The following is a 13,774-nucleotide window of genomic DNA, read 5'->3' as shown; positions in this document are numbered from 1 at the left end:
GCGGCGTGCGCGGCGTCAGGCGGCGATGGTGTTCCAGCAGGTGCTCGTCGTTCGCCGCCGCACCTCCCTGGAGAACGTCGCTTTCGGCGCCCTCGGCGAGCTGCCGCTACGGCGCTCTCTTTCCACGAAGCTCTTCCCGGCGGAGCTGAAGGCCCGCGCGCTCGATTCGCTCGACCGCGTGGGGCTCGCCGAGTACGCCTCGCAGCGGGCAGGAACGCTCTCCGGCGGCCAGGCGCAGCGGGTCGCGATCGCCCGGGCGCTCACCCAGCAGCCCCGGGTGCTGCTCGCCGACGAGCCCGTCGCCAGCCTCGACCCCGACGCCACCGAGGAGGTGATGGCGCTGCTCCGCAGCCTCGCCGTCGACGAGGGGATGGCGGTGGTCTGCGTGCTCCACCAGCCCGAGCTGGCGCGCTGGCACGCCGATCGCATCGTCGGGCTGCGTGCCGGCCGGGTGGTGGTCGACAGCCCCGCCGCCGAGGTCGACGACGCCGCCCTGACCCGGCTCTACCGCGGGCTCGGCGTGCCGGCGTGAGCCTCGCCGCCGCCGGTCGCCGCCCCGGCGGCGAGCTGCCCCGCCCCCGCCGCGGCGGCCGCGAGCTGGCCGGCAATGCCGCCGGCGCCGCCGTCATCCTCGTGGTCCTGGCCCAGGCGGTGCACGTCACCCACTTCAACCCCGCGGAGGTCGTCACCGGGGTGGGCGGCATCGTCGACATCCTCCACCGCGGCTCACCTCCGGACGTCACCGACCTGCAGCCCGCCCTGGGAGCGGCGGTCGAGACCCTCGACGTCGCCCTCCTGGGGACGGTGCTGGCGATGGTGATCAGCGTCCCGCTGGCGCTCTGCGCCGCCGAGAACACCACCCCGAACCCGGTCGCCTACTACGCCAGCCGGGCGGTCATCGGCATCTGCCGCGCCATCCCCGACATCGTCTGGGCGCTGCTCTTCGTCACCGCGGTGGGTCTGGGCCCGTTTCCCGGCACGCTCGGGCTGGGCGTGCACTCCGTGGGCATCCTCGGCCGGCTCTACGCGGAGTGCATCGAGGACATGGAGATGGGCCCGGTGCACGTGCTCCGGGTCGGCGGCGCCGGCCGCATGCAGGTGGCCACCCACGCGGTGCTGCCCGGGGTGCTGCCCACCCTGCTCGGCCTCACCATCTACCGCTTCGACACCAACCTCCGCTCCACCATCGCCCTCGGCTTCGTCGGCGGCGGCGGGCTGGGGCTGCAGATCTTCACCACCCTCAACCTCTTCCAGTACCAGAAGCTCACCACCCTGCTGCTGGTGATGCTGGTGCTGATCCTCATCGTCGAGGGGCTCGCCGTGCTGCTGCGCAGGCGCATCCGATGATCCCGGCAGCACCGCGGGCGTTGAGGTTGTCTAGACATGTTGATATGCTGCGGACGGTGCGCACCACCAGCCCGCAGCAGCCGACGTATCTCAGCCTCGCCGACGAGATCGAGGCCGGCATCGCCCGCCGGCCGGCGGGGACGCCCCTGCCCTCCGAGCACGAGCTGGCCCGCCAGCGGGGGGTGAACCGGCTCACCGCTCGCGCCGCCCTCGACGAGCTGGAGCGGCGCCACCTGGTCCGCCGCAGCCAGGGCAGGGGCACCTTCGTGGCCCACCGGGTCGAGTACCGGATTGCCCCCGACCTCCCGCCCAGCTGGAGCCACGCGGTGCGTCTCGGCGGGGCGGTGCCCTCGACCCGCACCGAGCGGCTCCGCCTCGCCCGGGCGCCACGCTGGGTCCGTGAGGTGCTCGAGGTCGACGACGCCACCCCGCTCCTCCAGCTCCGCCGCCAGCGCGGCGTCGACGGCGAGCCCGCCGCCTGCGCCGACACCTGGCTGGTGGCCGAGCTCGTCCCCGGCCTCGCCAGGGTACTGGCCGAGGACGGGTCGCTCCACCGGACCCTCGCCGAGGAGTACCGGCTGCGCCCGGTGCGCACCTGGGCCCGCGCCGAGCTGGTCACCGCGTCCTCCGACGTCGCCCAGCGGATCGGCGTGGCCGGGCGCCCGGCGGTCTACGAGGTGCGCGCGCTCACCGGCTCCGCGAGCCACCGCCGCCCCGTCGAGGTGACCACCTCGTGGCTCCGTGCCGACATCTTCCGGGTCGTGTTCGAGATGGGCCGGGTGCCGTGACCGCCGCCCAGCGCGCCTCCGGCCTGGCCGCGGCGGCGCGCACCCGGCGCGAGGCGCTGCTCTCGCTCGCGGCCGCCATCGCCGCCGGCTCCGGCGCCGGGGTGGTGGAGCCGCCGGCGGCGGCGGTGGTGCCGGTGCGGCTGGCGACGGTGGCGGGCGAGCTCGCGCTCGTCGACGCCGTGGTGACCACCGCCACCGTCGAGCTGGCGGGCCGCCGCGGCTGGGCCTGCGTGCTCGGCTGGGACGACCGCGCCGCGCTCGCCGCCGCGCTCTGCGACGCCCGCGCCGACGACGCGGTGACCGCCCTCGCCACCGCCGCCCTCGCCGACGAGCGGGCTCGGGCAGACGCCGGCGCGGCGGCGGTGGCCGCCACCCGGGTGGTCCCCGGATGACCCGCGCCGCCGCGCTCCATCGCGCCTACCGGGCGGTCCTCGTCGCCCTCGGCTACCCCGGCCGCCGGGTGCCGGTCGCGCCCACCACCGAGGCGGCCCTCGCCCTGGTGCTGGGCTCCACCTGGGACGCCGGCTGCCGGGTGGCCCTGGCGGGCGTGCCGCCGCCCCTGCCCTGGGCGTCCGCCGCGGCGCCGGCGGCCGGCGCCGAGCTGCTGGTGGTGGGCGGCGGCGGCTCCGGCGGTGCCCTCGCCCGCCTGCCCCGCGGCGACGAGGCCTGCCCCGAGGCGGGCGCGACCGCGGTCTATGCGGTCGCCGAGCCGGGGCCCGGCCGGCGGCTGCGGCTGCGGGGCCCGGGGGTGGCGGGGCACCTCGACACCGAGCTGCCGCTCGACGCCTCCGAGCTCGACGCCCGCGACGCCGCCTGCGCCACCTGGCCGCTCGGTGTCGACCTGCTCGTCATCGACTCCGCCGGGCGGGTGGCCGCCCTGCCCCGCACCACCCGCGTCGAGCGGCTGCGCTGATGTACACCACCGTCCTCGACCAGACCGGCGCCATCGCCGCGGCGGCGCGCCTGGCCCGCGACGGCGCCGCCCCGGTCGCCGCCGGCGAGGCCGGGGTCGACGACCTCTGCGCCCTCCTCCCCCTCCTCGTCGACCAGGTCGCCGCCGAGGCGGGGGTGGCGGAGCCGCGGATCTGCGCCCGGGCGCTCCGCCAGGCCCGCGGCGACGTCGCCCGCGCGGTCTCGCTGGTGCGCGCCTGGGCGGCGACCCTGCCCCGGCTCGCCGGCTGCACCGTCGCCGCCGGCGGGATGCGGCCGCTGCGCCGGATCACCCCCGCCTTCGTCGACCCCCCCGGCGGCCAGTACCTCGGCGCCACCCTCGACTACGCCCAGCGCCTGCTCGACCTCGACGAGGACCCCGGGCCGGCAGCCGGCGTCGAGGGCGGGCCGGCGCCCGAGCCCGCCGCGCCGCCGCCGCGGTGCTTTCCCCGGGCGCTCGAGGGGCTGGAGCGTGGTGGCCTGGTCGCCGCCGCCGGGGGCGACGATCGCGGTGACCTGCGGGGGCGGCTGGCCCGGGGCGAGACCGGGGCGATGACCGCACTCGCCTACTCCGGCATCCGCGGCTACGGCCAGCGCAGCGACCCCACCCTGGTCGAGCTCCGTCAGGGGACGCTCTCGGTCTCCGTCACCCACCCGCTCAGCGGCGAGCCGGTGCGGGTGGGCGAGCTGGTCGCGACCAGCGCCGAGGTGGTGCTCTACCGGGTCCACGACGGGGTCGCCGACCCCCGCCTGACCGTCGGCGTCGGGGGCACCTGCGGCCGGGTCGAGCGCCGTGCCATCAGTGCCGCGCTGCTCGACGCCAACTGCGCCCGCGCCTCCCTCGACTCCGACGCGGCGCCGCCGCCCTGCGACGACCGCGAGTTCCTCGAGACCGTCCTCGACGGCCAGGAGGCGGCGGGCTTCGTCGAGCACCTCAAGCTCCCGCACCACGTCACCTTCACCAGCGACCTGGAGCGGCTCGCCGCCCTCGGCGACCGGGTCGAGGACGCCACGGTGGCGGGGCGGTGAGCGCGGCGCTCGACGGGCTGCTCACCGGCGGCGCCGCCGGGCGGCGCGGCTACAACCACGCCTACCTCGACGAGACCGCCAAGCGCGAGGTCCGCCGGGCCCTGCTCAAGGCGCTCTGCATCCCCGGCCACCAGATCCCCTTCGCCTCCCGGGAGATGCCGGTGGCGCGCGGGTGGGGCAGCGGCGGCCTCCAGGTCACGCTCGCGGTGGTGGTGCCCGAGGACAGCGTGAAGGTGATCGACCAGGGCGACGACGACAGCCTCAACGCCGCCGGCATCCGCGACCTGGTGACCCGCACCACGGGCGCCCGCGCGACCACCGAGACCCCGCGGGCGACGCTGATCCAGACCCGCCACCGCATCCCCGAGGAGGAGCTCGACGAGGAGGTGGTGCTGGTGTTCCAGGTGCCGATCGCCGACCCGCTGCGGATCGTCGACCCCCGGCCCTCGGTGACCCGGCGGATGCACGCCGAGGGCGACTACTCCGGGGTCTGGCTCTACCTCTACGAGGACCTGGTCCACCACGACCACGCCTCGTTCACCCACAGCCACCCCGTCGAGGTCGAGGGTGGCTACGTGATGAGCCCCTCGCCGATCCCCCGCCACGACCTGGGGCGGCTCGACGGCGCGCCCCACATCTCGCTCTTCGGCGCCGGCCGCGAGGCCACGGTGTACGCGGTGCCCCCCTACACCGCGGTGCGCCCCCTCGCCTTCGACGACCGCCCCTTCGAGGCCGAGCGCTTCGCCGCCCCCTGCAGCCGCTGCGGGTCGGCGACCAGCTTCCGGGTCGAGTGCTCCGGCGGCGGTGCACCGCCCCGGCTGATCTGCTCCGACACCGACTGGTGCCGCCGCCGCCGCGAGGGGCGGATCCGATGAGCGCGGCCGCCCTCGAGCTCCGCGACGTCACCGTGCGCTACGGCGCCGGCTGCGCGGAGTGCTCCGACCCGGCCGAGGCGCCGGCCCGCTGCGCCGCCTGCGGCGCGGTGATCGGCTGCCGGCGGCTCAGCCTCGACGTGCGCCCCGGAGAGGTGCTCGGCATCGTCGGCGAGTCCGGCAGCGGGAAGTCGACGGCGCTGGGCTGCGCCAACCTCGACCTCGCCCCCACCCGCGGCCGGGTGCTGGTGGGCGGCGAGGACGTCACCGACAGCCGCGGCGGCGCCCGCCGCCGGGTGCGCGCCGAGCGCCTCGGCATCGTCTACCAGACCCCGCAGCAGGGCCTCGACCTCGACGTCTCCGCCGGCGGCAACGTGGCGGTGCGGCTGCTCGCCTCGGGGTGGCGCGGCTTCGACGACATCCGCCGCCGGGTGCTCGACCTGCTCGCCGAGGTGGAGCTGCCCCTCGACCGCGCCGACACCCGGGTCAGCCTCTACAGCGGGGGCATGCGCCAGCGGGTGCAGCTCGCCCGGGCACTGGCCAACTCGCCGGGGGTGCTGCTTCTCGACGAGCCCACCTCCGGCCTCGACGTCAGCGTCCAGGCGCGCATCCTCGACCTGGTCCGCCGCATCCACGAGGAGACCCGGGTGGCGGTCCTGGTGGTCTCCCACGACCTGGGGGTGATCCGCACCCTGGCCCAGCGGCTGCTGGTGATGCACCGGGGACGGGTGATCGAGGAGGGTCTTTGCGACCAGCTCCTCGCCGACCCCCAGCACCCGTACACCCAGCTGCTGGTCAGCTCGCAGCTGTGAGCGTGGGGGTGAGTGTCGGCGGGCTCCGCAAGGGCTTCACCCGTCACCTCCTCGACGGCCTCCGGGTCGAGGTGCTGCGCGGTGTCAGCCTGGAGGTGGCGCCGGGAAGCTGCACGGTGATCACCGGGGAGAGCGGGTCGGGCAAGTCGTCGCTGCTCCGCTGCATCCACGGCACCTACCACTGCGACGCCGGCAGCATCGTGCTCCGCCACCGCGGTAGCGACCTCGACGTCGCCGCCGCCGGCGCCCGCGAGATCCTCGCAGCGCGCCGCGGTCTGATGTCGCTGGCCACCCAGTTCCTCGAGGCCATCCCCCGGATCGCGGCGGTCGACCTGGTCGCCGCCGCGGGGGTGGCGCGCGACGACGCCGCCGACCGGCTGCTCCGCCTCGGCCTCGCCGAGCGGCTGCTGGAGGCACCCCCGGCCACCTTCAGCGGAGGCGAGCGCCAGGTCGTGAACATCGCCCGCAGCCTCGCCCTCCCCCGGCCCCTGCTGCTCCTCGACGAGATCACCGCGTCGCTCGACCACCACCGGCGCGAGCGGGCGCTGGGGGCGGTGCTGGACCGCAAGCGCGAGGGCGCCACCATCCTCGCCGTCTTCCACGACGTGCCCACCGGCGGCGGCCTGGTCGACGAGGTGCTGACCATGCGCGAGGGCGCCCTGGTGGCGGCATGATCGCGTACCGCGGCGCCCGCCTCCCCATCGCCGGTGCCACCCGCCGCGGCTGGTGGGTCGCGGTCGAGGACGGGCACATCGCCGGGGTGGGCCCGGAGCCGCCCGCCGCCGCCACCCGCGTCGACCTCGGCGACCTCGACCTGCTCCCCGGCCTGGTCGACCTCCACTCCGACTGCCTGGAGCAGCGGGCCCGGCCGCGGCCGACCACGGTGCTGCCCCTCGAGGCGGCGCTCCACGACCTCGACGGCGAGCTCGCGGGCCACGGCATCACCACCCACATGCTCTGCATCTCGCTCGAGGACGACGCGGTCAAGCACCGCAGCATCGACCGCGCCCGCACCGTCGCCGCCGCGATCGTCGCCCAGCGGTCAGGGCTGCGCGTCGACCACCGCCTGCACCTGCGCGTCGACGTCACCGGCACCACCGTCGAGGCGGCTCCGGAGATCGCCGCCGGCGGGGCGCTCGGGCTGATCTCGTACATGGACCACACCCCGGGGCAGGGCCAGTTCACCGATGTGACCGCCTGGCGGGGCTACTACACCCAGCTCGCCGAGCACGCCGACGGCGACGTCGACGTGGAGCTGCGGCTGCGCCTGCTGGAGAAGCAGCGTGGCCAGGGGCGGGCCGCGGAGGTGCGCGAGCGGGTCGCCCGGCTGGCGCGCAACGCCGGCGTCGCCCTCGCCTCCCACGACGACGACTCCGCGGCGACGGTGCGACGCGCCGCCGGCCTGGGCGCGGTCATCGCCGAGTTCCCGGTCACCCTGGAGGCCGCCCACGCCGCCCGCGAGGCAGGCCTGGGCATCCTCATGGGCGCCCCCAACGCCCGGCGGGGGATCTCCCACTACGGCAACCTCTCGGCGCGCGGCGCCCTCGCCGACGGCTGCCTCGACGCCCTCGCCTCCGACTACCACCCGCCCTCGCTGCTGGTCGCCGCCTACCTGATCGCCGCCGACACCGGCTGCGACTGGGCGGCGGCGGCGGCGCTGGTGACCGAGGGTCCGGCCCGGCTGGCCGGCCTCACCGACCGGGGGCGCCTCGAGGTGGGCTGCCGTGCCGACCTGGTGGCGGTGGAGTGCGTCGCCGGCCACCCGGTGGTGCGCCAGACCTGGGTGGCGGGGCATCCGGTGCTGGGCGCCGTCGCCGCCGGCGTGGGGGCACGGTGACCCCCGCCGGCGTCTGCGAGCTGCTCCTCCGGCTCGCGGCGCTGCCGCCGATGGGCGAGCCCGTCGACCAGCTCGCCCACGCGATGCAGACCGCCGGCCAGGCGATCGCCGCGGGCGCCGACAACGCCCTGGTGGTGGCCGCGGCGCTCCACGACATCGCCCGGCTGCCCGAGGTCGCCGGGGAGTGCCCGCGGCTTCCCCACGAGGCCGCGGGGGCGCGCTTCTGCTCGGCGGTCCTGGGCGCGCGGGTGGCCTGGCTGGTGGGCGCCCACGTGCTCGCCAAGCGGGTGCTGGTGGCCACCGAGCCGGCCTACGCGGCCACCCTCAGCGTCGCCTCGACGAGCTCGCTCACCGACCAGGGAGGGGCCGCCACCGGCTCCGACCTGGGCCGCTTCACCGCCCATGCCTGGGCGGCCGACGCGCTCTCGCTGCGCCGCTGGGACGACCGGGCCAAGGTGCCCGGCGCCCCCACCCCGCAGCCCGCCGACCTGCTCGACCGCCTCACCCGCCTGTGGCTCTGACCATCCGCCCCGCCACCGGCGGGGACGCCGCCGCGGTCGCCGCGCTCGTGGACGCCATGGGCGGCCACGACGGCGCCACCGGCAATCCCGCGGTCGGCGCCGTCTACCACGCGGCGCTGAGCACCCCCGGGGTGCGCATGCTGGTGGCCGAGGAGGACGGCGCCGTCGTCGGCTACGCCGAGGTGCAGGCCCGTCCGTACATGCTGGACGGCGTCCGCCAGGGCTGGCTGGCGGCGCTCTGCGTGGCCTCGGAACGGCGCGGCGGCGGTGTCGGCGCGGCGCTGGTGGCGGCCGTCGACGAGGCCGCGGCGGCGCTCGGCTGCAGCGAGATCGCGGTCGACTCGTCCTCGTTCCGCACCGCCGCCCACCGCTTCTACCGCCGGGAGGGCTTCGAGCAGCGGCGGCCGGCGATGCGCTTCCGGCGCGCGGTTCGCAACCCGGGGGTGAGCATCGCCGGTGCACCGGTGCCACCATGAGTGACGTGATCGCTCACTCGATGCGCGGCGCCCTCGACCGGGACCTCGCCGCGGTCCGGGAACTGGCCCTGCGGATGGCCGAGTTCGTCGAGCGCGCCATCCCGCGTGCGGTCGCGGCGCTGGTCGAGCACGATGCCGCGCTCTGCGACGAGGTGGTCGCCGGCGACGCCGAGCTCAACGCGCTCCAGCTCCAGCTCCGCGAGCTGGCGACGACCACCATCCTCACCCAGGCGCCGGTGAACGGCGACCTGCGCCGGCTGCTCGCCTACCTGCACATGTCGGCGGAGCTGGAGCGGATGGGCGACCACTGCGCCAGCATCGCCAAGATCGCCCGCGAGCTCGTCGACGATCGCTCCGAGGGTGGCCTTCCCGGCCTCTCCCGGATGGCCGAGCTGTGCCGCACCCAGCTCGGCGACATGCTCGACGCGGTGATCGCCGGTGACGTGGAGGAGGCCCGCACCGTCGCGTCCCACGACGACCGGGTCGACCGCATCTACCGCCGGCTCTTCGACGAGCAGGTGCGCGCCTGCGCGGCGGGCGAGGAGGCCGCCGCCCGCGCCACCCGCCTGACCCTGATCGCACACCACCTCGAGCGCATCGCCGACCGGGTCACCAACATCGGCGAGGACCTCGTGTACCTGCGGACCGGCCTGGTCGAGGAGCTGGGGTGACCGCGGAGACCGGGACCACCACCGGCGCCGCCGTCGACGGCGAGCAGCGACCCGCCGCGCCCTCCGGCTCGCGGTTCCTCAACCGGCACCTCAGCTGGCTCGAGTTCAACGCCCGGGTGCTCGCCCTTGCCCAGGACCCGGAGCAGCGCCCCCTGGAGCGGGCCAAGTACCTGGCGATCTTCAGCACCAACCTCGACGAGTTCTTCGCGGTACGGGTCGCCGGCCTCCATGCGCGGCGCGCCGCGGGGGTGCGCACCCGCTCGGCCGACGGTCTCACCCCGGCCGAGCAGCTGGGGCTGATCCGCCGGCGGGTGCTCGACCTCTACGAGGAGCAGGGCCGCGCCTTCGGGGCGCTCACCGAGTGCCTCCAGGAGGTCGGGTTGCGCTACAGCACCCACGCGTCCCTCGACGACGAGGATCGGCGCCACCTCGACACCGTCTTCGACGAGCAGGTCTTCCCCGTGCTCACCCCGCTCGCGGTCGACCCCGCGCATCCGTTCCCCTACATCAGCAGCCTGTCGCTCAACCTCGCCGTGGTGGTCGCCGACCCCGACGGCGAGGTGACCCGGATCGCCCGGGTCAAGGTGCCCCCGCTGCTGCCGCGGTTCATCGTGCTCCCCGACCACGAGCGGTTCGTCCCCCTCGAGGAGGTGATCGCCGCCCACCTCGACCGGCTCTTCCCGGGGATGCGGGTGCTCGGCACCCACCCCTTCCGGGTGACCCGCAACGCCGACTTCCTCGCCGACGAGCGCGGCGAGGACGTGATGAGCGCGGTCGAGGACATCCTCCAGAAGCGGCGCCACTCGCCGACGGTGATGCGGCTGGAGGTCGACGCCACGATGTCCGGCGAGGTGCTCGAGCTGCTCGTCCGCGAGCTGGAGATCGGGCCCGACGAGGTGTACCGGGTGGAGGGGCCGCTCGACCTCGGCGGCCTCTGGGGCCTGTACAGGATCGACCGGCCGGAGCTGAAGGACCCGCCCCACGAGCCGGTCACCCAGCCCCGGTTGCGCGGTGACGACGAGGGCGGGCCGGCGGACATCTTCCGGGTGATCCGGGACGGCGACGTGCTCGTCCATCTCCCCTATGAGTCCTTCGCCACCTCGGTCGAGGCCTTCATCGAGCAGGCGTCGCGCGACCCCGACGTGCTCGCCATCAAGCAGACCCTCTACCGCACCTCCGACGGCGACAGCGCGATCGTCCGCGCCCTGATCGGCGCCGCCGAGGCGGGCAAGCAGGTGGTCGCCCTGGTGGAGCTGAAGGCCCGCTTCGACGAGGCCGCGAACATCGCCTGGGCGCGGGTGCTGGAGCGCGCCGGGGTGCATGTGGTCCACGGCATGGTGGGGCTGAAGACCCACGCCAAGACCACGCTGGTGGTGCGTCGCGAGGGCGGCGCGATCCGCCGCTACTGCCACATCGGCACCGGCAACTACAACCCGCAGACGGCCCGCCTCTACGAGGACCTGGGGCTGTTCAGCTGCGACCCCGAGCTCGGCGCCGACGTCACCGACCTCTTCAACTACCTCACCGGGTACAGCCGGCAGCGACGCTACCGGCGGCTGCTGGTGGCGCCGAGGACGCTGCGCCCCGGCCTGCTGGAGCTGATCGGCCGCCAGGCGCGGAACCGCGGCCGCATCGTCATCAAGGCCAACCACGTCGTCGATCCGGAGATCATCGAGGCGCTCTACGCGGCCTCGACCGCGGGCGCGCAGGTGGAGCTCATCGTGCGCAGCACCTGCTCGCTGCGTCCCGGCGTGCCGGGGATGTCCGAGCACATCCGGGTGCGCTCGCTGGTGGGCCGCTGGCTCGAGCACTCGCGCATCTACGGTTTCGGCAGCGGTGACGGGGCGGAGTGGTACATCGGCTCCGCGGACATCATGGCCCGCAACCTCGACGACCGCGTCGAGGCGGTGGCACCGGTGCTGGACCCCCGGCTGCAGATTCGGCTCGCGACCATCGTGGACGTGCTCCTCGCCGACGACCAGCTCGCCTGGGAGCTCGACGCCGACGGGGTGTGGCACCGGGTCCCGCGCCGCCGCGGGATCAACGCGCACGAGGTCCTCGCCGAGCTCGCCCGCGGCGCCGAGGAGCATGTCATCGAGATCATCGGCACCGGCCGGGCGGGCGCGTGAACTGCGGTTCACGCGGCGCCGCGAGCCCCCTGTACTTGACGGAGGCGGCCAGAACACAGTAGGGTGCGCCGCTCGGACAGTGGGCATGCCGTCGGCATGCCATGGGCACTGCGGGTGCACAGGAAGGGATGGATGTGATGGCCGCCAGGCTGCGGCCGCGCCGCTGGATGATCCCGGCGGCGCTGCTGCTCGTCGTCGCCATCATCGGCGTGCTCGTCGCCCGCCGCGGGCCCGCCCCGTCCAACCTCCGCACCGCCCAGGTGCAGCGCGGCACCGTGACCCAGACCGTGGACGTCACCGGCACGCTGCAGCCGGCGAGCGAGACCGACCTCGACTTCGGCACCGGCGGCCATATCGCCAGCGTCGCCGTGCAGGCGGGGCAGCACGTGGCCGCGGGCGGCATCCTCGCCTCCCTCGACACCACCGGGGTGGTGGCGCAGCTCGACCAGTCCCGCTCGGCGCTGGCCTCCGCCCAGGCGAGGCTCCGCCAGGACGAGGGAGGGCCCAACAACACCGGGGAGGTGACCGCCGAGGGGGCGGTGGGGTCGGCGCGGGGGGCGCTGGGGCCCGCCCAGGTCAACCTCTCCGACACCGCCCAGCTCGGCCAGGAGGTGGTGCAGGCGGCGCAGATCGCGCTGCAGACCGCCCTCGCCGCGGCCCAGGGACAGATCGGCGCCGACGAGGCCACCGTCGCCGCCGACCAGCGCAGCCTCTTCGACGTCCAGATCTCCGGCCAGGAGACCGTCGCCCTCGCCGCCGCGACCTTCGCCCAGGCGCAGGCGCAGGGCCAGGCGGCGGTGGCGACGGCTCAGGTGGCGGTCACCGCCGGCCAGCGCAACCTCGGCGACGTCCAGCGCCTCGACGGCGCCGCGGTGCAGGCCGCGCAGGTGCAGCTCGCCGCCGCCGCCGCCCTGGTGGCGGTCGACCAGCACGGCCTCGGCACCGACCTCGGCCAGCTCCACCAGGACCAGGGCCGCGAGAACGCCGACTGCGCCCATCCCCCGGCCACCGCCCAGTGCCAGGCCGACCGCCAGGCGGTCACCTCCGACCAGCAGCGGGTCAACGGCGACCAGCAGACCCTGGTCAAGGACGAGGGCGCCGCCGCCGTCGCCCAGAGCCAGGTGGTGCAGGCGCAGGCCCGGCTGCAGCTCGACGCCGGCCAGGCGGAGCAGCAGCTCGCCACCGCGCAGGTGCAGCTGCGCAGCGCCGCCGTCCAGCTGCAGGGGTCGACCCGCCAGGGGCTGGCGCAGGTCGCCCAGGCCCAGGCCCAGCTGCAGAGCGGCGTCGACCAGGCCCAGGCGCAGCTCGCCGCCGCCACGATCCAGCTCCAGAACGCCCGGGTCGCGTTCCAGTCGGCGCAGCAGACCAACTCCAACTCCGTCGTCCAGGCGCAGACCCGGACGGTGCAGGGCACCCACCAGGCCCAGGCCCAGGTCACCACCGCCACCATCCAGCTGCAGAACTCGCTGGCCCAGCTGAGTGCCGTGATGAACGGGACCATCCCCCAGCAGGTGGCCATGGACGAGGCACAGGTGCAGGCCGACCAGTCCCAGGTGGTCGCCGCCCAGGACGCGGTGGCCTCGGCGGTGCTGGTGGCCCCGGTGGACGGTATCGTCGAGCAGGTGAACGTCGCCCCGGGCCAGGCGATCGGCAGCGGCAGCGTGGCCGGCGTGGGCACCGGCACCGTGTCGGTCGGCGGCGGCGCGCTGCTGGCCACCGCGGCGAGCAGCGGGCCCACCGCGGGGAACAACGGCGTCGCCAACCTCACCCACGCCGTCGTCCTGCTCACCCCCACCGCCTACCAGGTCAGTGGCCCGGTGAGCGACGCCCAGCTGCGGCTGATCCGCGCCGGTGACCGCGTCCACGTCACCCCCGCGGGCGGCGGCGAGCAGGTGGTCGGCGCCGTGACCGGGATCGCGCCCGCCGCGCTGGTCAACGCCGGGGTGGCCACCTTCACCGTCACCGCCGCCATCGGGGGCGAGCATCCCGACCTCCATCCCGGCGCCAGCGCCCAGATGGGCATCGTCGTCCAGGAGGTCTCCGGGGTGCTCACCGTGCCCACGAGCGCGATCCACACCTCCGGCTCGGCGATCTACGTCCTCGTCCCCCGCGAGGGCGGCGGGACGGTGGCCCGGCCGGTGACGATCGGTGCCGGCGACCCGGCGCGCACCGAGGTCACATCGGGCCTGCGGGCCGGCGACACGGTGGTGATCGCCGTCGGCCGCTGAGGCGATACCTTAACCAGGGATTGTCATTCCGTTAATCCTGACGCCACACCGACGTCAGCCTGACCTCATCTTCATCGCCTATTCGGGACTGTCATCTCGGGCCAGTGCCAGCGCGCAAGAAGCTCCCCCCGACT

General features: G+C 75.6%; 15 protein-coding genes. All 15 read left to right on the top strand.

The features are described 5' to 3' along the window. Positions 1–532, top strand: a 532-nt coding sequence (locus VGL20_04815) for an ATP-binding cassette domain-containing protein (protein ID HEY2702992.1), incomplete at its 5' end; no start/stop codon positions are given. After that, positions 529–1,347 carry a phosphonate ABC transporter, permease protein PhnE gene (phnE, locus tag VGL20_04810; GenBank protein ID HEY2702991.1) on the top strand — a complete coding sequence of 273 codons (819 nt, stop codon included), beginning with the start codon at positions 529–531 and terminating at the stop codon, positions 1,345–1,347. The genes VGL20_04815 and phnE, both read left to right, overlap by 4 nt. 44 nt (positions 1,348–1,391) lie before the next feature. Next, positions 1,392–2,135 carry a GntR family transcriptional regulator gene (locus VGL20_04805; GenBank protein ID HEY2702990.1) on the top strand — a complete coding sequence of 248 codons (744 nt, stop codon included), beginning with the start codon at positions 1,392–1,394 and terminating at the stop codon, positions 2,133–2,135. Further along, the gene (locus VGL20_04800; GenBank protein ID HEY2702989.1) at positions 2,132–2,527 is read left to right on the top strand and encodes a hypothetical protein; all 396 of its coding nucleotides are present in this window, start codon (positions 2,132–2,134) and stop codon (positions 2,525–2,527) included. Before VGL20_04805 ends, VGL20_04800 begins: the two co-directional genes overlap by 4 nt. Then, the gene (locus tag VGL20_04795) at positions 2,524–3,048 is read left to right on the top strand and encodes a phosphonate C-P lyase system protein PhnH (protein ID HEY2702988.1); all 525 of its coding nucleotides are present in this window, start codon (positions 2,524–2,526) and stop codon (positions 3,046–3,048) included. Before VGL20_04800 ends, VGL20_04795 begins: the two co-directional genes overlap by 4 nt. Further along, on the top strand, positions 3,048–4,094 hold the full coding sequence (locus tag VGL20_04790; GenBank protein ID HEY2702987.1) for a carbon-phosphorus lyase complex subunit PhnI: 1,047 nt from the start codon (positions 3,048–3,050) through the stop codon (positions 4,092–4,094). The genes VGL20_04795 and VGL20_04790 overlap by 1 nt, the downstream gene beginning before the upstream one ends. Then, positions 4,091–4,969, top strand: a complete 879-nt coding sequence (locus tag VGL20_04785) for an alpha-D-ribose 1-methylphosphonate 5-phosphate C-P-lyase PhnJ (protein ID HEY2702986.1) — start codon at positions 4,091–4,093, stop codon at positions 4,967–4,969. Before VGL20_04790 ends, VGL20_04785 begins: the two co-directional genes overlap by 4 nt. Next, entirely contained in the window at positions 4,966–5,778 is an 813-nt protein-coding gene (locus tag VGL20_04780) for an ATP-binding cassette domain-containing protein (GenBank protein ID HEY2702985.1), read from the top strand. The genes VGL20_04785 and VGL20_04780 overlap by 4 nt, the downstream gene beginning before the upstream one ends. Further along, a complete protein-coding gene (locus tag VGL20_04775; protein HEY2702984.1) occupies positions 5,775–6,452 on the top strand; it encodes an ATP-binding cassette domain-containing protein in 678 nt (225 codons plus the stop codon). Before VGL20_04780 ends, VGL20_04775 begins: the two co-directional genes overlap by 4 nt. Continuing rightward, positions 6,449–7,615 carry an alpha-D-ribose 1-methylphosphonate 5-triphosphate diphosphatase gene (locus VGL20_04770; GenBank protein HEY2702983.1) on the top strand — a complete coding sequence of 389 codons (1,167 nt, stop codon included), beginning with the start codon at positions 6,449–6,451 and terminating at the stop codon, positions 7,613–7,615. Before VGL20_04775 ends, VGL20_04770 begins: the two co-directional genes overlap by 4 nt. Then, positions 7,612–8,136 (top strand): HD family phosphohydrolase, encoded by a 525-nt coding sequence (locus VGL20_04765; protein HEY2702982.1) that lies wholly within the window; start codon positions 7,612–7,614, stop codon positions 8,134–8,136. The genes VGL20_04770 and VGL20_04765 overlap by 4 nt, the downstream gene beginning before the upstream one ends. Continuing rightward, entirely contained in the window at positions 8,127–8,612 is a 486-nt protein-coding gene (locus tag VGL20_04760) for a GNAT family N-acetyltransferase (protein HEY2702981.1), read from the top strand. The genes VGL20_04765 and VGL20_04760 overlap by 10 nt, the downstream gene beginning before the upstream one ends. Then, complete coding sequence (gene phoU, locus VGL20_04755; GenBank protein ID HEY2702980.1) at positions 8,609–9,283, top strand: phosphate signaling complex protein PhoU; 675 nt, start codon at positions 8,609–8,611, stop codon at positions 9,281–9,283. Before VGL20_04760 ends, phoU begins: the two co-directional genes overlap by 4 nt. Then, complete coding sequence (gene ppk1 / locus VGL20_04750; protein ID HEY2702979.1) at positions 9,280–11,412, top strand: polyphosphate kinase 1; 2,133 nt, start codon at positions 9,280–9,282, stop codon at positions 11,410–11,412. Before phoU ends, ppk1 begins: the two co-directional genes overlap by 4 nt. A gap of 137 nt (positions 11,413–11,549) precedes the next feature. Beyond that, entirely contained in the window at positions 11,550–13,640 is a 2,091-nt protein-coding gene (locus tag VGL20_04745) for a hypothetical protein (protein HEY2702978.1), read from the top strand. Positions 13,641–13,774 lie beyond the last annotated feature (134 nt).

Source organism: Candidatus Dormiibacterota bacterium, from assembly GCA_036495095.1.
Classification (GTDB): domain Bacteria; phylum Chloroflexota; class Dormibacteria; order Aeolococcales; family Aeolococcaceae; genus CF-96.
This window is presented reverse-complemented; position numbering and strand designations above follow the sequence as displayed.